Raw genomic sequence first — 17,366 nt, forward strand, 5'->3', positions numbered from 1 at the left:
CGTCCCATGGCTGTCGACACGACCAGCAAGCCCGTTCCGCGCAGCATTCTCGTCTTCGGCGCGGCCGGTCACATCGGCGGGCCGCTGGTGCACTTTCTGCATCGCGAGGCGCCACAGATCCAACTGCGACTGGTGAGCCGCAGGCCGGAGGGGATCGACGCCCTGCGCCGCGATTTCCCGTACGCCGAGGCGGTCCATGCCGACTACTTCGACCTCGCCTCGCTGGAGTCCGCCGTGCAGGGAATGGAGGGAGTCTTCGTCATCACCCCTCCGAAGATGGACGAAGGACCCGCCATGACGAACCTGGTCGCCGCCCTCAAGAAGGCGGACACCGTGGTCCACGTCCTGCGCACGCTGGCCCTGCAACCGTTGGCCACCGACCGACGTATCCCCCAGGTGTTGCGCGACGCAGAGTTCGTGGTTCCCATCCAGCACCCCATCGCGAAGCAGATCCTCGACGAGAGCGACCTGCCGGTCACCTACCTCAACGTGGGTGCCACGTTCATGGACAACTTCTTCAGGATGAAGGAAGGCCTGAAGCGCGAACGCAAGATCATCTGGCATGAACGTCTCGTCCCCTTCATCGACACACGAGAGATAGCCGAAGTCGCGGGACGCCTGTTCCTCTCCGAGGACCGACGGCACATCGGCCAGGCCCACGTGTTGAACAACGGTCACGACCTGATGCGCTTCAGTGAGGCCGTCGAGCTGATGAGCGATGTCCTCGGCGAGAAGATCACTCACGACGCCAGCAAGGAAGCCTTCTTCGAGGCCTACTCCCAGAGGCTCGGTGCCCGCTGCGCGGAACTCTGGGAGTTCTTGGAGTACGAGAAGGCGAACGAACTCGTCTGGGCCCGCAACGACTTCGTCGAACGTACCCTTGGGCGTAAACCGCTCACCCTGCGGGAGTGGATGCTGGAGCACGCGAAACGCCTGCTCCACTAGCCGTTGATCATGCGGCAATCGTGCGAGTCACCGGGGACCGGTGACCGAGGCCGAGCAGGGCGGCAGCGACCCGCCGGCGCCGGGCCGCCGACCAGCGCGGGGGGGCCGACCAGTCGGAAAGTGACCGCCGGGGCGTCGCGCCCCGGCGGTCGCTCACATGTGGACGGCGGTGCTGCCGTCGGCGGTCGCCCTGTCGGCAGCCGGGCCCACCCCGTTCAGTCCGGTCACCGGGACAGCCTGCCGCGCTCCTCCGCGGGAGCCGTCGCCCCGGCCGGCGTCTGCTCACCCTGCCGGGCACGGATCCCGTACGACGGATCGGGACCTGTTGCAGATCTTCCGCCACGGGCAGAGCGTGACGCGCCGGAGCGGATCACCGTGCGCGGGCGGAATGTGAGCCGGGGCAAGGGCGGCGGTCGTCCGGTCGGCGCCCACGGCGACATCCGGCTGCCGACCGCCGTCGGTCACATGGACGGGGATGCGGAGCTGTGTCTGAGACGCCCCGCCTCACTGGTCCGGTGCGTCGGCCGGCGCCCGTCTCGCGGAGGATCCTCTGCGCAGGTGCACCAGAAGTCCCATGAAACCGGCCAGGAAACCGCTGATGAGACCGGTTATGGCGTGATTGAAGGCGTTGGCCGTCGTGCTGTCCGGCAGGCTGTCCATCGCGTAGTTGATGAGGAAGCTCAGCACCGCTGATATCAGTCCGCCGAACAGGCCGGACACCAGGGCGGCGCGCAGGGCGGACGGTGGCCTGGCAGGAGTTACGGGCACGTCTGGCGTGGTCATGATTGGTTGCTCCTTCTGACGACGAGACCGACCGGTACGTGAGCACGACGCCCACGCACGTGTCGGCGAGAACGTGCGCTCTGCGGGGTTTCGAGGGTCAGCGGGCCCGGAAGCCCGCTCCAGGACCCTGCGCCGGGAACCGCTCTCCCGGCTGGACGCGCTGCGGCCACCCCGCCGCCGTGACCGCCGCAGGATCGAGACGCTCGGTGATCGCGGCGAACATCACAGACGTGTGTCTGGCCCGGTTGACAGGAAGAGATCGGTTTCGAGACCGTCCTCGGTCGCCCCGCTGTGGAGGTAGCACGAGAGGTCGGTGACACCGGAGGCACGCAGCACGTCCTCGTCGACATAGCACTGCCCGTTGGCTTCCGCCGCTGGGAGGCCGAAGATCACGGCGGCCGCGTCGGCCATGATCTCCGGCCGACGGGAGGCGCGCATCCCCTCGTCGCCGGCGACGACGTTCTGTACCGCCGCGGTCGCGATCAGGGTGCGCGGCCACAAGCAGGTGGCCCCGATGCCCCGCTCCCGGTACTGCTCGGCCACACCGAGCGTCAGCATGGTCATCGCGTACTTGCTGACGGTGTACGGCGCGTGCTCGGCCAGCCAGCGGCGGTCGAGGTTCAGCGGCGGCGAGAGCGTGAGCACCCGTGGTGCCGACGACTTCAGGAGGTACGGCAGCGCGGCTGACGTGAGCGCGAAGGTGCCGCGCGCGTTGATGTCCTGCATCAGGTCGTAGCGCTTCATCGGCAGCTCACCGATGCCGGTGAGGGCGATCGCCGAAGCGTTGTTGACGACGATGTCGATCCCGCCGAAACGGTCCACCGTCGCGGCCACGGCGTGGTTGACGGTGCTGTCGTCACGGATGTCGCCCACGATCGGCAGGGCCTGTCCGCCGGCTGCCTCGATCTGCGCGGCGGCGGTGTGGACGGTGCCCGGCAACCGGGGGTCGGGGGCGTCGGTCTTGGCGATGAAGGCGACGTTGGCGCCGGCGCGCGCGGCACGCACCGCGATGGCGAGGCCGATCCCGCGGCTGCCCCCGGACATCAGCAAGGTGCGTCCTGCGAAAGGCTGTTGTGTGGACACCTGTGTCCTCCGGCATGCAGATGGCCGATCGCGAGGCTGGATCGGCAGGTCGGCGGGCGTGGTACCGCGTTCGCGGCGCCGAGCGGCCGGGTCGGCTTGACACAGGCGGCTCGTGTGTTACGCGGATTGCCTAGCCGGGACTCGCCCGTTCCAGCGCAACGCTCCTGGTGCGGGGTGTGCCGGAACGGGCCGAGTGCGGCGAGGCAGAAGGGCTGCGTCAGAAGGGGTACTGCGGGAGTTCGCCGCGTACGGTGACCCACTGCTGTTCGGTGAAAGCTTCGAGGTTGGCGGCCGCGCCACCGTGGCGGGAGCCGGTGCCGGAGTCGCCGACTCCGCCGAAGGGGATGACGGGTTCGTCGTTGACGGTCTGGTCGTTGATATGGACCAGACCGGAGGGGATCCGCTCGGCCAGGGCGAGGCCCTTCATGACGTCCCGCGTCAGGATGCCGAGCGACAGCCCGTACTCGCTGCCGGCGGCCAGACGGGCCGCCTCGTCCAGGTCCCGGAAGGGGACGACGGGAGCGACCGGCCCGAAGATCTCCTGGGCGTAGGCCGGCGCGGTCAGCGGTACGTCGGTGAGCACGGTCGGCCGGTAGAACAGGCCCTCGAACCCGCCGCCCGCGGCCAGCCGGGCACCGGCCTCGACCGTCTCCGTGACGATGCGGTGCACGTTGTCGCGCTGCCCGCCGTCGATGAGCGGTCCGACGGCGACGTCCTCGGTGGCCGGGTCACCGACCGGGAGCGCCTCGGCGTGCTGGGCGAGCAGGGCGGCGTACTCGTCGGCGACCGAAGCGTGGACCAGATGGCGGCTGGTGGCCATGCAGATCTGGCCGGCATGGACGAACGATCCCCAGGCGCCCACCGAGGCGGCCTTGTCCAGGTCGACATCGTCCAGGATGACGAGCGCGGAGTTCCCGCCCAGCTCCAGGTGGACCCGCTTCAGGTGCCGGGCCGCGGCGACTCCGATGGCGCGGCCGGCCCGGGTGGAACCGGTGAACGCGATGACCGGGATCTGCGGGTGCTCCACGACGGCGGCACCGACGTCCGCGCCACCGGGCAGCACGTGCAGCAGACCGGGAGGCAGCCCCGCCTCCTCGAAGATCCGGGCGAAGGCGACACCGCCGCTGACCGCGGTGCGCGGGTCCGGCTTGAGGATGACCGCGTTGCCCAGCGCCAGCGCCGGAGCCACCGCCCGCATCGCCAGGACGAGCGGCACATTGAACGGAGCGATCACGCCGACCACCCCGACCGGCACCCGCCGGGCGAACGACAGCCGCTCCAGCCCCGAGCGCAGCACCTCACCATAGGGTGCCCCGGCCAGGGCGGCCGCCTCGAAGCACTCCTCCACGCCACCACTGCCCACCTGTAGGGCGGCGAACGGCCGGATCGCGCCGGACTCCCGCACCAACCAGGTCGCGATCTCCTGCTGGTGCTCCTCGAACAGCCGCGCGGCACGGCGCAGCACCGCGGCACGATCGGAATACGGCCGCGCGGCCCACTCCCGCTGGGCCAGCACCGCCCGCTCCACCGCCTTGTTCACGTCGGCGGGCGTGGCGGAGCCGACGCGGCCCAGCGTCTTGCCGGTCGCGGGCTCAACAGCGTCGTACGTCTCGCCGGAGCCGCTGATCCACTCGCCCGAGCCGGAGAAGATCCGGCCTTCCCAAGTACTGCTGTCCAAAAGAGTCATGGGGTCCCGTCCCAGTTGTACGTCGTGTCGCTAAGGGTTGTGTTGACAACTGCTCCGCCCGCGCCGAGCAGTCCGGTCTGCCCGCCGCCCGGCTTGATCCACAACCCGCCGCTGCGGCACGCAGCGCAACACGGGGGATCTTCTTCCAGGCGTCGGCGTCTTGCGGGGTGCAGGTGTCGGGGTCGGCCGGAGAGCAGCGGCGTGTCCGGGCGCCCCAGGCACCGGCCACGCCGCATGGGTGACATCAGCGAGAGTGCGCGAACTCCTCGGCGGGGGCGGATCATCACGACGCCAAGAGCGAGGGCATCAACCGAGTGATCAAGCTCGTCGCACGAGCCGCGTTCGGCTTCCGCAACGGCGAGAAACAGCGGCTACGCACACGCTGTGTCACACCCGCCGAGCCCGCGGACACCTCCGCACGGCTCAACTTTGAAGATTGCCTCGCCGGACTCGCCCGTTCCAGCGCAACGCTCCTGGTTCGGGGCGTGCCGGAACGGGCCGAGTGCGGCGAGGCAGAAGGGCTGTGTCAGAAGGGGTAGCGTGGCAGGTCGCCGCGTACGGTGACCCACTGCTGTTCGGTGAAGGCTTCGAGGTTGGCGGCGGCGCCGCCGTGGCGGGAGCCGGTGCCGGAGTCGCCGACCCCGCCGAAGGGAACGACCGGTTCGTCGTTGACGGTCTGGTCGTTGATGTGGACCAGGCCGGAGGGGATGCGCTCGGCCAGGGCCAGGCCCTTCATGACGTCCTGGGTGAGAATGCCCAGGGACAGCCCGTACTCGGTCCCGGCGGCCAGACGGGCCGCCTCGTCCAGGTCCCGGAACGCGACGACGGGAGCGACCGGCCCGAAGACCTCCTGGGCGTAGGCCGGCGCGGTCAGCGGTACGTCGGCGAGCACGGTCGGCCGGTAGAACAGACCCTCGTAGGTGCCGCCCGCGGCCAGCCGCGCCCCGGCCTCGACCGACTCCGTGACGATGCGGTGCACGTTGTCGCGCTGCCCGGCATCGATGATCGGCCCGAGGGCGACGTCCTCGGTGGCCGGGTCACCGACCAGGAGAGCGTCGGCGTGCTGGGCGAGCAGGGCGGCGTACTCGTCCACGATGGAGGCGTGGACCAGATGGCGGCCGGTGGCCATGCACTGCTGGCCGGCGTGGGCGAAGGTTCCCCAGGCGCCCACCGAGGCGGCCTTCTCCAGGTCGGCGTCGTCCAGGATGATGAGGGCGGAGTTCCCGCCGAGTTCCAGGTGGACGCGCTTGAGGTGGTTGGCCGCGGCGACTCCGATGGCGCGGCCGGCCCGGGTGGAACCGGTGAACGCGATGACGGGGACCTGCGGGTGCTCCACGACGGCGGCACCGACGTCCGCGCCACCGGGCAGCACGTGCAGCAGACCGGGAGGCAGCCCCGCCTCCTCGAAGATCCGGGCGAAGGCGATTCCGCCGCTGACCGCGGTGCGCGGGTCGGGCTTGACGACGACCGCGTTGCCGAGGGCGAGGGCCGGGGCGATCGCCCGCATCGCCAGGGGGATCGGCACGTTGAACGGAGCGATCACGCCGACCACCCCGACCGGCACCCGCCGGGCGAACGACAGCCGCTCCAGCTGCGAGCGCAGCACCTCACCGTAGGGCGCCGCGGCCAGGGCGGCGGCCTCGTGGCACTCTTCCGCACCGCCGAGGATGACCTGCAGAGTGGCGAACGACCGGACGGTGCCGGCCTCCCGCACCAGCCAGGTCGCGATCTCCTCCTGGTGCTCCTCGAACAGCCGCGCGGCACGACGCAGCACCGCGGCACGATCGGAATACGGCCGCGCGGCCCACTCCCGCTGGGCCAGCACCGCCCGCTCCACCGCCTTGCCCACGTCGCCCGGCGTGGCGCAGCCGACACGCCCCAGCACCTTGCCGGTGGCGGGCTCGACAGCGTCGAACTCCTCACCCGAACCGCTGATCCACTCACCCGAGCCGGAGAAGATCCGGCCTTCCCAAGTACTGCTGTCCAAAAGAGTCATGACGGTCCTTTTCCAATAGTGGGTCGTGTCGCTAAGGAGTCGTGCCGGCATCTGCTCGGCCTGCCGAGTAGCCGGTCTGTCATCCGTTGGGCTTGGTCCAGAACCCGGTGCTGCCCAGCGCAACACGGGGGATTTTCTTCGAGGAGTCGGCGTCTTCCGGGGTCCAGGTGCCGGGGTCGGCCGGAGAGCAGCGGCGTGCCCGGGCGTCCCCGGCACCGGCCACGCCGCATGGACGACCTCACCGAGAGCGCGTGAACTCTTCGGCGGATGCCCAGCTGCCGTGCAGGGCGTTCTTCATCCTGAAGGGAAGTCGCGCCGTGGCCACGGGGCCGGCCGCGATGTCCGCGGTGTCGAGGATGACGAGATCGGACCGGATTTCGTCGTACCGGTTCACCAGAGCGATCAGATAGCCGTCTCCCTCGGGCGCACCGGGGCCGCGGGAGACGAAGACCGGCTCCTGGACGCCGCCCATCCGTCCGGGGCCCCACATCTTCTTGACGTCGCCGCTGTGCGCGTCGACGTGCAGGAAGGCGTTGAACGGCCCGTTGAACGGCGCGGCCTTCAAGGCGGCGAGGTCCGGCATGGCCGAGGGGTCGATGCCGATGAGGAACGCGTGCCGGTACGCCGTCGTCAGATAGCGGTCGTCGACGGCCGGGAAGTCGGCCATCGTCGGCGTCAGGACCTCGGCCTGTGCGCGCAGGTCGCTGCGCTTCGGGTCGATCTCCACCCGCATGACCGCGCCCTTGAGCGAGGCGGGGTGAGGGGCGTACCCGTTGGCGTCCGGGAAGAAGTGGAAGGCGTTGTCATCGAGCAGCGGCACGTCGTAGTAGATCTTGCCGCGGTCCTCGAAGGCGTTGAGGGTGTGTCCGGGAAACGCGTTGGGGCTCCGGAACCAGCGGACGTCCTCGGGGCCGCCCAGCCTCGGGATGACGCCGAACAGGACGTCCAGGCTGGAGTCCCACTGCCAGTGGATGCCGCCGTTCTTGATCCTGTCCAGGTCGCTGGCCAGCGGGGCGACCGGGAAGATGACGTAGTTCTCGGTCAGGGCCATGTCGTGGATCATGCCGGGGTACGGGGACTTGAACCAGACCTCGTGCTTGACCTTGCCCGACGGATCGATCACGTAGTAGGCCACGTCCGACGTCGCCTCGCCCTTGGCCGCGTAGCCGAAGCAGAACATGTCGCCGGTCTCGGGGTCGAACTTGGGGTGCGCGGTGAAGGTCCGGCTCTTGACCTGCCCGGCGAAGTCGGACAGACCGACCGTCTCCAGCGTCTCCGGGTCCATGCCCACCGGCAGGCTGTCCTCCTTCAGCGCCCACAGCAGGCCGTCGTGCATCACGACGTTGGTGTTGCCGGTCGTCCTGCTCAGGCCGGCGACGCTGGGATCATCGGTGTACGGGTTGCGGTAGGCGCCGAACAGCGACTGGCGTGCTTCACGCTCCCGCAGATAACGGGGAGTGTGGACGTAGCGCGTCTTGAAGTCGATGTGCCCGTCCTTGATACGGAAGGAGCTGACGGAGCCGTCTCCGTTGAAGAAGATGTCGTCGCCGAGCCGGGGCGGGTACTGCGGATCGGGCGCGACGCGGAAGAACGCCCCGTCGAGGTCCGTCGGGACCTCGCCTTCGATCTCCAGGTCGTAGATGTCTCCCTCGAAGCGCTGCGGCGCCTCCCAGCCGGACATCTGCGGGCTGCGGGGAAAGGGTTTGGTCATCGTGCGGCTCCCAGGGGCTCGAGCCCGGCGCACGGCACCGGACTCTGGGGGGTGGTGCTGTGACCACCAGTACAGACGAGCGGATGCGCTGTTCTCTTGCCTCCTGGCGACAAGAAGTGCCGGGGCACTTGTCGTGCCGCGGGCAGACGGATCGGGACGCCCGTCCATGACCCGACTAAGGTCACATCGGGACGGGCGAAGGCGGCTGAGATCCGCCGCCTCAGGGGAGCCCCGTACGTGCATGTGAGGAGCCATTGGTGCCGAACGACTGGCTGATGGGCCTGCGCCCGAGTGAGGAGTCTCGCTCTCTGGTCCCGTGCAGTGCGCCTGCCACGGTGGCCGTGGCAGAGGCGGAACTGGGACATGCGCCCGTGCTGTGGGCGACCGAGATCGCTGCCCGCGCCACCGACAAGGTCCTGGAGCAGATCACCGGCCTGGACAGGCTCCGCGCTCCGCGCGAGCAACTGCGCGCGGTGTGCGAATCGTGTGTGCTGACCGTGCTCCGTGGCCTTAGGCAGGACCTGCCGGCCACGCGGATCATGGTTCCGCTCGAGCAGATGACCGGCGTCCGGGACCTCGTGCGTCTGGAGATCCCGTTGGATCGGTTGCTGAGGATGATGTGGACCTCTCATGTCCAGACGTACGAGGCCCTGCTGGAGGCGTTGGAACGAACGGTTGAGCAGGATCAGTGGGCAAGCACCACGCGACGTGTGACCGACCTGACATTCGCCTACCTGGACGCCCTCACCCAAAGCGCCACTTCCGAGTACGAGGCGGAGCGACAGCGCTGGCTGGGCAGCGTGGTCGCCGTTCGCCGCAGAATGATCGATGAGATCCTGGCCGGCCATCCGGTCCATGCCACGCAGGCGGAGGACGTTCTGGGGGTCCGCCTGAGACACCAGCACTGTGCTGTGGTGCTGTGGGCCGTGGACGACAACACCACGCAATCTCCCACCGCGCTCGACCGCCTGCGGCGAGTGGCCACGTCGATGGCCCAGACTCTCTCGGCGCCGAATCTCCTGATGGTGCCGGGCGACGAGTCCGCCTTGTGGGCATGGCTGTCGTGGAAGGAGGCCCCGCCGCACGACGCGGTGGCACTGATGAAGGAGGTGCTGCCGCCCGACCTCCGTGCGGCAGTGGGCTCTTTCGGCCACGGCAGGGAAGGATTCCGGCGCAGTCACCTGCGTGCCAGGGAGGCTGAAAGCCTCGCTCGGGCGGGCGTCGAAGGTCATGTGTTCGACTACGCCGAAGTGTCGGTGGTGTCGCTGCTCAGCGCACGGCGGGAGCAGGCACGCTGGTTCGTCGAGGACCACCTGGGCGCACTGGCCGGCACGGACCCGAAGACGGCGGAGCTCCGAGAGACCCTGAGGCTGTTTCTGGCCTTCGGTCGCAGCCGGACGATTGCCGCCCAGCGACTGCATGTCGCGCCCACCACGGTGGCCTATCGCGTGAAACGAGCCGAAGAGCTGCTCGGCCGAGAACTGGACCATGACGAACTGGCACTGAGGCTGGCCCTGGAGCTCACTGCCCGGTTGCCGGACGAGTACGGCGTTGCCATGCATTGAGCCACGGCGCCGCGCAGGACGGTCCCGCGGAAGAGGCGGTGGGCGCGGAAAGCGGAGAGGCACCTCTTGGACTGTGATCCCGTTCCGATTCCGTGTGAGTGTCGGCGGCGGCCGGGACGGGCCGACCTACCCGTCCCGGCCGGGCGGGGCAGGGAGAGATGACCGCCAAAGGTGGTCTCTGCCCCGCGTCTTCGGTGCGCTCGCCGGTCAGACGACGAGCGTCTTCTCCGGTGCCGTGTCCGCTGCCCCGTCCTCTTGCACCCCGGCTGCCGCCGCAGGCGCCTCGCTTTCCTTGCCTCGTCCGCCGAACCGCTGGGCCAGCTTCTGGGTGACCTCGGCGCGCTTCTGCTCCCGCCTCGCCTTCGTCTCTTCCTTGCGAATACTGTCCGCGGCCTCCTCCATGGCCTTCAGTTCATCCCGCACGGAGTTGGCCGGGCGGCGCTCCAGTACCGCGTCGTAGCGCATCGCCAGCACGTCGAGCGCCTCGGGGTCGGACTCGTGGACCTCCGCCAGGATGGCCGTGGCACCCGGCGGAACGTGCAGGGTGAAGGCGCCGACTGCGCTGGCGGCCTCGGCGACCCGCTTGTAGTCGTAGCCGCTGCCGATCACCGCACCGACGCCCCATCCCGTCAGCACTCCGAGCGGGCCGCCGAGGATGCCCACCAGCGAACCGACCAGTCCGCCCACGGCGGTGTTGCGGCCAACCTCGGTCTCCAGGCCCTCGGGGACGCGGACGGTGCCGTCCTCGAGGCGCTCGATCAGGACCGCGCCTCGGACGTCGGTGGTTACGGAGGAGAGATGCTTCAGCTCGCTGAGGGCCTGGTAGGCGGTGGCGCGGTCGGCGAAGCGGAGGGCGATGGCGTTCTCGTTCTTGGTCATGATGTCTCCTTCGGGACTCGATCCCTGCATCTGTGAGACAGCTTGCCTCAAAGAAGAGTTGTGAATCAACCTGTCTCACAAATGGTTGCGAGAAGCCCGCGACGCCGGACCAAGAGACACCACAAGCCGAACGACCGCCCCCACAAAGGCGCACCGCGCCACAGCTGTGAGACAGTATGTATCGGAAGGTTTCGTCATCTCTCAGGTCGCCTTGGAGGGCATGCTTCGATGTCCCGGAACACCCTCGACCCTCGCGCCCACCGCAGCCGCACCGCCGCCCTGGCCGCCGCCACCGAGCTCCTCGTCGAAGGCGGTCCCGAACGTGTCACCCATGCCGCCGTCGCCCAGCGGGCCGCAGTGGGCCGCGCCACCGTCTACCGGCACTGGCCCGACCAGCAGAGCCTTCTCTTCGACGCGCTCGCCAACGACGCCCGCCCAGTGCTCACCTTTGACGACGGTCCCTTTCGCGATCAGCTAGTCACCCAGCTCCAGCAGCAGGCCGAGTGGCTCAACCAGTCCGTCACCGTCTCCGTCATCTCCACCATCATCGAACGAGCCGAACGCGACGAGGACGTACGGCGCATCCGTGAAACCATGTTCGGCCGCACCGACCAGCTCGTAGCCGAGGCGCTGGCCGCAGCCGTGAAACGGGGCGAGTTCCGCCCCGGCATCGAGGAACACGCCGTGGACCTGGCCTCCCACGTCCTCGGGCCGCTGTTCTTCCAGCGCTTCATGCTCGGCGTGCGCCTCGACGGAGACCTCGTGATCAACGTGGTCGACACCGCACTGGCACCCTGGCTTCCGACTTCATGACAGGCGCCGAGCGCCGTACCGGGACGGTGATCGGCATCAGCTCGTTCGAAGTCCCGTAACGGCGGCCGGTCGGCTGAGGCCGGGCGCCGGCCGTGCGCGCGTCGGGTGCTCAGACCGAGTGGGTGCCGTCCCGTCCGATGAGCAACGCGGTTCGTGTCTCGGCGTAGCGACGCCTCTGAGCCGGAGAGCGGCGGCTGAGCAGGCTGCCCACCCAGCCGAGGAGAAATCCGAGAGGGATGGAGGCCAGACCGATGTTCTGCAAGGGGAACCAGTGGAAGTCCCACTCCGGGAGGAGCGAGAGCGGGCCACCGCCGGAGACGGTCGGGCCGAAGACCTGCAGGAGCACGCAGCTCACCAGCGACCCGTAGACAGTCCACAGCAGCCCGGTCCGGGTTAACCCCTTCCAGAACAGGCTGTAGAGCACCGCGGGGAGGGCCGCCGAGGCGGACAGGCTGATGGCGAACGTGCTCAGGGGCAGGATGCTCCACTGGTGGAGCGCCACCGACAGATACACGCTGACCAGGCCGAACACCATCACCGACGCACGCGCCACGCTCACCTCGCGTTGTTCGGCGCGGACCCCACGACGGGCCAAGTGCGCGTAGAGATCGTGCGCCAGCGAAGCCGCGGCGGCGAGCGTGACTCCCGCCACGGTGGCGAGTGCGGTGATGAACACGGCACAGGCGACCACGGTGAGCAGCAGCTCTCCGCCGCTCCCGGAGAGGGCGTCGGCGAGGAGGAACAGCGCGGTGTTGCCTTGGGGATCATCAGCGGTCAGGGCGCGAACGCCCACCGTCGCCACGGCGCTCAACCCGGTGATCGTCATCGCGGCGTAGAACACAGCGACAACGACGACGGCGGAACGGGTGGCTCGCCTGGCGGCGGGCCCGTTCCGGGAGGCGCTCACCCGCATCACTATGTGGGGCAGGGCCGCGGAGCCCAGGACGAGGGTGACGCACAACGAGACGAAGTCCAGTCCGCCCTTCGTCCCGTCCCCGAACAGCAGGCCGGGGGCGTAGAAGGAGTCCTTCGCCCGGCTCTGTGCGGCTGCGGTGTCGACCAGGGTGCCGAGGTCCCAGCCGGAGCGGCTCAGGGCGACACAGCTCAGGGTCACAGCAGTGGTGAAGAGGAGGCCCACCTTGCCTATCTGGATCATGCTGTTTCCGCGCATGCCACCGAACGCGGTGAAGGACACGATCAGCACTCCGAGGAGAGCTGTGCAGGCCTGAGCCGCGTCCGGACGATCCACGCCCAGGACGTACGCGGTGGCGTCGCCCGCCACGATGAGCTGTACGACCACCAGTGGCAGACACACGGCCAGTGTGATCATCGTGCCCGCGACCCTGCTCGCCGTACCCGTCACGCGGCTTTCCAGGATCCCGCCCAGCGTGAAGTGCCCGATGTTGCGGAGCGGTTCGGCCAGGAGCAGAAGCACGGCGAGACCGGCGACGGTGCAGAGGTTGAGGACCAACCCGTCGTATCCCCCGACGGCGACGGTGGCGGTGGCGGTGAGCAGAGCGGTGATGGGGATGTAGTCGCCGCACAGGGCCAGGGTGGTTCTCGTCGCGGACAGGGACCGTTCGGCGGTGAAGAAGTCGGCGACGGTGTCGTTGTCCACTCCCGCGATGAGACAGAGGAGGAACGCGGCGATGACGACGAGCAGAAGCGCCGTCAACGGCGTGAACATTCCGCTCCCGGAGGTCGAGACGGCCGACAGGGTTTCGCCGGATCTCACTCCGCCCCCAGGGTGCCCGAGCCGTACGCGGGCCTCTGACCGCGTAGTGCGTCGGCCTGCGGGTCGCAACGGGTGTGACAGGCGCGGTCGTACCACAGAGCCGCCGCCACGATCGTCAGGGCACCGACGGCGAGGACCAGCATGCCCCAGGTAAACCCGCCGGCCAGGTCCGTCGCGAGCCGGTCGCCGAGCACCCCGATGAGCAGGAGGGGGACGGCAACCGCGGCTGAGAGGAGCGTGAGCAGCCGACGTCGGAGCCGATACGCCGTGGTACGCAGATGATGCAGGCCGACCGGCTCGGTGTCCGCATCCGACCGCCCGTGGTCGGGCCGGAATGCGTCGAAGTGCATGCTCATGCTCGGCTCTGTCCCTGTCTTTTCGGCCCGGGGGCGGGCGGTTCGGCTGCTGTGTGTCAGGCGGTCAGGGGAATGGGGTGCTGCAAGGAAGGCTCCGTCGCGGAGCATGGGGAACAGCACGTCGACGCGGCGGCGGGCGGGACACGGCAGGGCCTGCTCGTGGCGGTTGGCCTCGGCCCGCTCACGACCGGTCGGTCCCTCGGGACGACCGGTTACGGTGCGTCACCCATCGGCCATCCAGGGGGCCCGCGCGCTGAGGCGCAGCTCCCGCTTGAGGATCTTGCCGCTGGCGTTCTTCGGAAGGTGCGGCACGAACTCGATGTGCTTGGGGGACTTGAAGCCGGCCAGGTGCTCCCGGCAGTGGGCGGCCAGTTCCTCGGCGGTCGCCGTGGCCCCCTCGCGCAGGACGACGGCGGCGGTGACGGCTTCGATCCACTGCGGGTGGGACAGCCCGAAGACGGCGGTCTCGGCGACGGCCGGATGCCGGTAGAGCACTTCCTCGACCTCACGGCTGGCGACGTTCTCGCCACCGCTCTTGATCATGTCCTTCTTGCGGTCGACGACGGTGAGATAGCCCTCGCTGTCCATCACGCCGAGGTCGCCGCTGTGGAACCAGCCGTCGGCGAACGCGGCGTCCGTGCGCTCCGGGTCGTTCCAGTAGCCGAGCATGGCGTGCGGGCTGCGGTGCACGATCTCGCCGACCTGGCCGGGCGGCAGCGGCCGGTTCTCCTCGTCGACGACCAGTGTTTCGACGTTCAGTCCGGGTCGGCCGGCCGAACCGGCCTTGCGGACCTGGTCCTCCGGCTTGAGGACGGTGGCCACCGGTGACATCTCGGTCTGTCCGTAGAAGTTGAACAGCCGGACACCGGGAAGCCGTTCGCCGATCTCCTTCAGCACCTCCACCGGCATGATCGAGGCGCCGTAGTAGCCCTTGCGCAGCGAGGACAGGTCCCGCAGATCGAAGGCCGGGTGGCGCAGCAGGGAGATCCACACGGTCGGCGGGCAGAACAGCTTGGTGGCGCGTTCGGCCTCCACCGTGCGCAGGATCGTTGCGGGGTCGGCTCCGGGCAGCACGATGTTGGTGGCGCCCAGGTAGATGCCCGGGGTGAGGAAGCAGTGCAGTTGCGCGCAGTGGAAGAGGGGCAGGGCGTGGACCTCGATGTCGTCACCGCTCATCTCCCCGTCCACGGCGCAGGTGACGTACTGGGCGGTCAGACTGCGCGCGGACAGCATGGCTCCCTTGGGCCGGGATTCGGTGCCGCTGGTGTAGATCAGCTGGGCCAGGTCGTCCTCGTGGACGAAGACGTCCGGTGCGCAGGGGTCGTCGTACGCCATCCAGTCCTCGGCGGACTCCCAACCCACCGGCGCCGGCCGCCCACTGTCGGGAATCACGCCGCGGATCGTGACGGTGCCCCGGAGCGGAGCGTCTTCCAAGGCCTGTTCCGCCACGGGCAGCAGGGCGTCCTCGACGACGATTCCGGTCGAGCCGGAGTGTGCGAGGACATAGGCGACTTCACCTGCGGTCAGCATGAAGTTGATCGGAACGGACACCGCGCCGATCCGTGCGAGGGCGAAGTAGAGAACCACGTAGGCGTGGTTGTTGTGGCTGAGCAGGGCGATCCGGTCGCCCTTGCGGACGCCGCGGGCGGCGAGGGCGTTCGCGGTGCGGTTGACGGTGTCGTCGAGTTCGGCGTAGGTCTGGCGGAGGTCGCGGTAGACGATCGCGGTCCTGTCGGGAACACGGGCGGTCGAGCGGCGCAGCAGGTCACCCAGTGAGGCGCTTCTGACCTGTGCGATCCGGCTGGTGAGTTCGTCGTTGAACATGCCGCTCCTGGTCGGATACTTGGGGTCACTCCATCGAGGGACCGCGGGGATTGGCTGAGCGGGTCACGGCTGGAGGCCGAGCACCGAGCACACGCTGCGGCGGAGCTCGGCGGGGCGGTCCTCGGACCAGTCGGGTGCCCGCCAGGCGATGTGCCGATCCGGGCGGACGAGCAGCGCACCACCGTTGCCGGTTCCGCGGACGGCGGCCCATGCGCCACTGGGGTCGGTCCATTCGGCGCCGGAGCCGATGACGCTCACCTGAACGGTCGCCCCGGTGTCGCCCACCGACCGCGCGGCCTCCACCCATCGGGAGGCGTGCTCGGCGTCCACGAGCAGGGTGAGGCCGCGCGGGGCGATCAGCTGGTGTACCGACTCACGAGAACCGCCACGGCTGAGCCAGGCGTGAGGCAGATGGTGGCCGGGGCGTGTGGTCGGCAGGTAGTCGCGAAGCGGGTGCTTCGCCTCCGGTGCGGGTGTGCCGTCGGGTACCAGCGCGCCGGCGGCGTAGTGGTAGCCGAGCTCCACGCCGAGCTGACTGTAGTCGTCGGCGTTGCTCGCGACCGCCTCGGCGACCGCGGCACGCTTGGCGTCCCCCTCCGGGGTGTCCGCGAACCACTCGATGACGGCGTCCCAGCCCTCCGACTCGCTCTGATCGGCCCGCAGACCGAGCGCCGCGGCTATACGGGCGTGCCCTCCGGCGTTGGTGAGGCAGTGGTTGACGTTGAACTCGCCCACCGGGCGGCGTTCGGTCTCGTAGCTGTCGAGCAGGGCGTCGGTGGCCTGCCCGGACAGTACGGCGTCGAGCTTCCAGACCAGGTTGTGCACGTCCTGGACCGCCGTGTTCAGGCCCAGTCCGCCGGTCGGAGGGTGCCGGTGGGCCGCGTTGCCGACCAGGAAGACGGGGCCCTGCCGCTGGCGTCGGGCCACGACACCCTCGAACTCCCAGTGACTGACCGCGTGCACTTCGACGTCCAGACCGGGGACGCCGAGCATGCGGCGGACTCGGCCGAGGACCGCCGACAGGTCGTTTCGATCGTCGTCGCTGGTGCGGTATCCGACGTGCGCTGCCCACTCGGTCGCCTCGCGCCCCCAGCGGTCGGGGCCCATGGCGCACAGGACACCGGCGAACGAACCCCGGCCGTCAGGATTGAGGAAGTAGTACAGCAGCGTCCGGTCGTCGGAGATCCACTCGGACAGGTCCATGGTGGCGTGCACGGTGACCATGTCGAGCAGCCCCGTGGGGCCGTCCATCTCGATGCCGAGCAGGTCGGTGCAGGTCCGGCCGCCGTCCGCCGCGATGACGTAGCGGGCGTGGACCTCGTAGGACTCGTCGCTGTCCCGGTCGCGCACGGTCGCCACCGCACCCTGGCCGGAACCGTCCTCGGAGAGCGACAGCCCCGTCAGCTCGTGGTGGAAGCGGATGTTCTCCCGTCCGCACACGGCTTCCGCCCGGGCCCGCAGCACGGGATCCAGGCGGAGCTGTGGCACGTTGGCGTAGCGGGCCGGGCTGGCGCGGGCGTAACGCTCGGCGTCCAGGCCGCCGCCCCAGGCAGGGAGCGACCCGATCCGCTGCCCCAAGGGCGCGGCCCCTCCCGCGAGCGTGGTGTGCCACGCCACCTGGTGCCAGCGGTCCTCCGGTGGCGAGAGATCGTAGACGGCGTCGGCCACGCCCATCTCTGTGAAGATCTCCATCGTGCGCTGGTTGAGCAGATGCGCCCGAGGCAGCCGTGAGGCGGCCGGGTGCCGTTCGACCAGGACGACGTCGGCGCCCCTGAGGCCCAGTAGCACGGCGGCGGAGAGTCCGGCAGGACCGCCGCCGACGATCAGGACGTCCGGCGCACGGCGAGGATGACGGCTCATCGAATGGCTCCCTTGCCAAGCGGGCTGGTCGGTTCGACCGTAGGACTCGGGGAGATTGAATGCAATAGTGACAACAAAGGCGCGCCTAAGATTGCATTCAATATTGCATGCACTTACGCTGGGCGCATC

Annotated in this window: 13 protein-coding genes and 1 pseudogene; 4 read left to right on the plus strand and 10 right to left on the minus strand. The window is 69.4% G+C overall.

Features of this window, described 5'->3' with window-relative positions; translation table 11 throughout:
* The first annotated feature begins 6 nt into the window (after nt 1-6).
* Nucleotides 7-945 carry an NmrA family NAD(P)-binding protein gene (locus tag AC2XR2_RS19350; RefSeq protein WP_491515788.1) on the plus strand — a complete coding sequence of 313 codons (939 nt, stop codon included), beginning with the start codon at nt 7-9 and terminating at the stop codon, nt 943-945.
* A 504-nt stretch (nt 946-1,449) separates the two neighbouring features.
* Here AC2XR2_RS19350 and AC2XR2_RS19355 read toward each other — a convergent pair.
* The 3 genes from AC2XR2_RS19355 to AC2XR2_RS19365 all read right to left on the minus strand — a co-directional run bounded on the left by AC2XR2_RS19355 (nt 1,450) and on the right by AC2XR2_RS19365 (nt 4,498).
* A complete protein-coding gene (locus tag AC2XR2_RS19355) occupies nt 1,450-1,728 on the minus strand; it encodes a hypothetical protein (RefSeq protein ID WP_491515789.1) in 279 nt (92 codons plus the stop codon).
* Nucleotides 1,729-1,950: 222 nt separating this feature from the next.
* Nucleotides 1,951-2,811: an SDR family oxidoreductase gene (locus tag AC2XR2_RS19360; protein WP_491515790.1), complete on the minus strand. Its 861-nt coding sequence runs from the start codon at nt 2,809-2,811 to the stop codon at nt 1,951-1,953.
* Nucleotides 2,812-3,028: 217 nt separating this feature from the next.
* Complete coding sequence (locus tag AC2XR2_RS19365; protein WP_491515791.1) at nt 3,029-4,498, minus strand: aldehyde dehydrogenase family protein; 1,470 nt, start codon at nt 4,496-4,498, stop codon at nt 3,029-3,031.
* Between the two features lie 272 nt (nt 4,499-4,770).
* On the opposite strand from AC2XR2_RS19365, the pseudogene AC2XR2_RS19370 reads away from it, so the two are divergent.
* Nucleotides 4,771-5,037, plus strand: a pseudogene (locus AC2XR2_RS19370) (hypothetical protein); the annotation flags it as partial.
* Here the strand turns inward: AC2XR2_RS19370 and AC2XR2_RS19375 are convergent.
* Both AC2XR2_RS19375 and AC2XR2_RS19380 read right to left on the minus strand, forming a co-directional pair.
* Nucleotides 5,025-6,494 carry an aldehyde dehydrogenase family protein gene (locus AC2XR2_RS19375; protein ID WP_491515792.1) on the minus strand — a complete coding sequence of 490 codons (1,470 nt, stop codon included), beginning with the start codon at nt 6,492-6,494 and terminating at the stop codon, nt 5,025-5,027. The pseudogene AC2XR2_RS19370 and the gene AC2XR2_RS19375 sit on opposite strands and share 13 nt — an antisense overlap.
* A gap of 238 nt (nt 6,495-6,732) precedes the next feature.
* Nucleotides 6,733-8,205: a carotenoid oxygenase family protein gene (locus AC2XR2_RS19380; protein ID WP_491515793.1), complete on the minus strand. Its 1,473-nt coding sequence runs from the start codon at nt 8,203-8,205 to the stop codon at nt 6,733-6,735.
* A gap of 257 nt (nt 8,206-8,462) precedes the next feature.
* Here AC2XR2_RS19380 and AC2XR2_RS19385 point away from each other — a divergent pair, with 257 nt between their 5' ends.
* Nucleotides 8,463-9,770, plus strand: a complete 1,308-nt coding sequence (locus tag AC2XR2_RS19385; RefSeq protein ID WP_491515794.1) for a PucR family transcriptional regulator — start codon at nt 8,463-8,465, stop codon at nt 9,768-9,770.
* Between the two features lie 207 nt (nt 9,771-9,977).
* Here AC2XR2_RS19385 and AC2XR2_RS19390 read toward each other — a convergent pair whose 3' ends face one another.
* Nucleotides 9,978-10,649: a hypothetical protein gene (locus AC2XR2_RS19390; protein ID WP_491515795.1), complete on the minus strand. Its 672-nt coding sequence runs from the start codon at nt 10,647-10,649 to the stop codon at nt 9,978-9,980.
* Nucleotides 10,650-10,877: 228 nt separating this feature from the next.
* Between AC2XR2_RS19390 and AC2XR2_RS19395 the strand changes: the two genes are divergently transcribed.
* The gene (locus AC2XR2_RS19395; RefSeq protein ID WP_491515796.1) at nt 10,878-11,462 is read left to right on the plus strand and encodes a TetR/AcrR family transcriptional regulator; all 585 of its coding nucleotides are present in this window, start codon (nt 10,878-10,880) and stop codon (nt 11,460-11,462) included.
* 109 nt (nt 11,463-11,571) lie between these two features.
* Here the strand turns inward: AC2XR2_RS19395 and AC2XR2_RS19400 are convergent, their stop codons facing one another.
* The 4 genes from AC2XR2_RS19400 to AC2XR2_RS19415 all read right to left on the minus strand — a co-directional run bounded on the left by AC2XR2_RS19400 (nt 11,572) and on the right by AC2XR2_RS19415 (nt 17,237).
* Nucleotides 11,572-13,197 carry a sodium/solute symporter gene (locus AC2XR2_RS19400; RefSeq protein WP_491515797.1) on the minus strand — a complete coding sequence of 542 codons (1,626 nt, stop codon included), beginning with the start codon at nt 13,195-13,197 and terminating at the stop codon, nt 11,572-11,574.
* Nucleotides 13,194-13,553 (minus strand): hypothetical protein, encoded by a 360-nt coding sequence (locus tag AC2XR2_RS19405; RefSeq protein WP_491515798.1) that lies wholly within the window; start codon nt 13,551-13,553, stop codon nt 13,194-13,196. Before AC2XR2_RS19405 ends, AC2XR2_RS19400 begins: the two co-directional genes overlap by 4 nt.
* A 222-nt stretch (nt 13,554-13,775) precedes the next feature.
* A complete protein-coding gene (locus AC2XR2_RS19410) occupies nt 13,776-15,377 on the minus strand; it encodes an acyl-CoA synthetase (RefSeq protein WP_491515799.1) in 1,602 nt (533 codons plus the stop codon).
* A 63-nt stretch (nt 15,378-15,440) separates the two neighbouring features.
* Entirely contained in the window at nt 15,441-17,237 is a 1,797-nt protein-coding gene (locus tag AC2XR2_RS19415; RefSeq protein ID WP_491515800.1) for an FAD-dependent monooxygenase, read from the minus strand.
* Nucleotides 17,238-17,366 lie beyond the last annotated feature (129 nt).

The sequence above is a fragment of the Streptomyces sp. LS-MS-L19 genome (assembly GCF_058382285.1).

Bases quoted from the DNA above. Each gene is read 5' to 3' on its own strand.
- AC2XR2_RS19350 (WP_491515788.1), top strand. From the start codon at position 7: ATGGCTGTCGACACGACCAGCAAGCCCGTTCCGCGCAGCATTCTCGTC.
- AC2XR2_RS19355 (WP_491515789.1), bottom strand. From the start codon at position 1,728: ATGACCACGCCAGACGTGCCCGTAACTCCTGCCAGGCCACCGTCCGCC.
- AC2XR2_RS19365 (WP_491515791.1), bottom strand. From the start codon at position 4,498: ATGACTCTTTTGGACAGCAGTACTTGGGAAGGCCGGATCTTCTCCGGC.
- AC2XR2_RS19375 (WP_491515792.1), bottom strand. From the start codon at position 6,494: ATGACTCTTTTGGACAGCAGTACTTGGGAAGGCCGGATCTTCTCCGGC.
- AC2XR2_RS19380 (WP_491515793.1), bottom strand. From the start codon at position 8,205: ATGACCAAACCCTTTCCCCGCAGCCCGCAGATGTCCGGCTGGGAGGCG.
- AC2XR2_RS19390 (WP_491515795.1), bottom strand. From the start codon at position 10,649: ATGACCAAGAACGAGAACGCCATCGCCCTCCGCTTCGCCGACCGCGCC.
- AC2XR2_RS19395 (WP_491515796.1), top strand. From the start codon at position 10,878: ATGTCCCGGAACACCCTCGACCCTCGCGCCCACCGCAGCCGCACCGCC.
- AC2XR2_RS19405 (WP_491515798.1), bottom strand. From the start codon at position 13,553: ATGAGCATGCACTTCGACGCATTCCGGCCCGACCACGGGCGGTCGGAT.
- AC2XR2_RS19410 (WP_491515799.1), bottom strand. From the start codon at position 15,377: ATGTTCAACGACGAACTCACCAGCCGGATCGCACAGGTCAGAAGCGCC.
- AC2XR2_RS19415 (WP_491515800.1), bottom strand. From the start codon at position 17,237: ATGAGCCGTCATCCTCGCCGTGCGCCGGACGTCCTGATCGTCGGCGGC.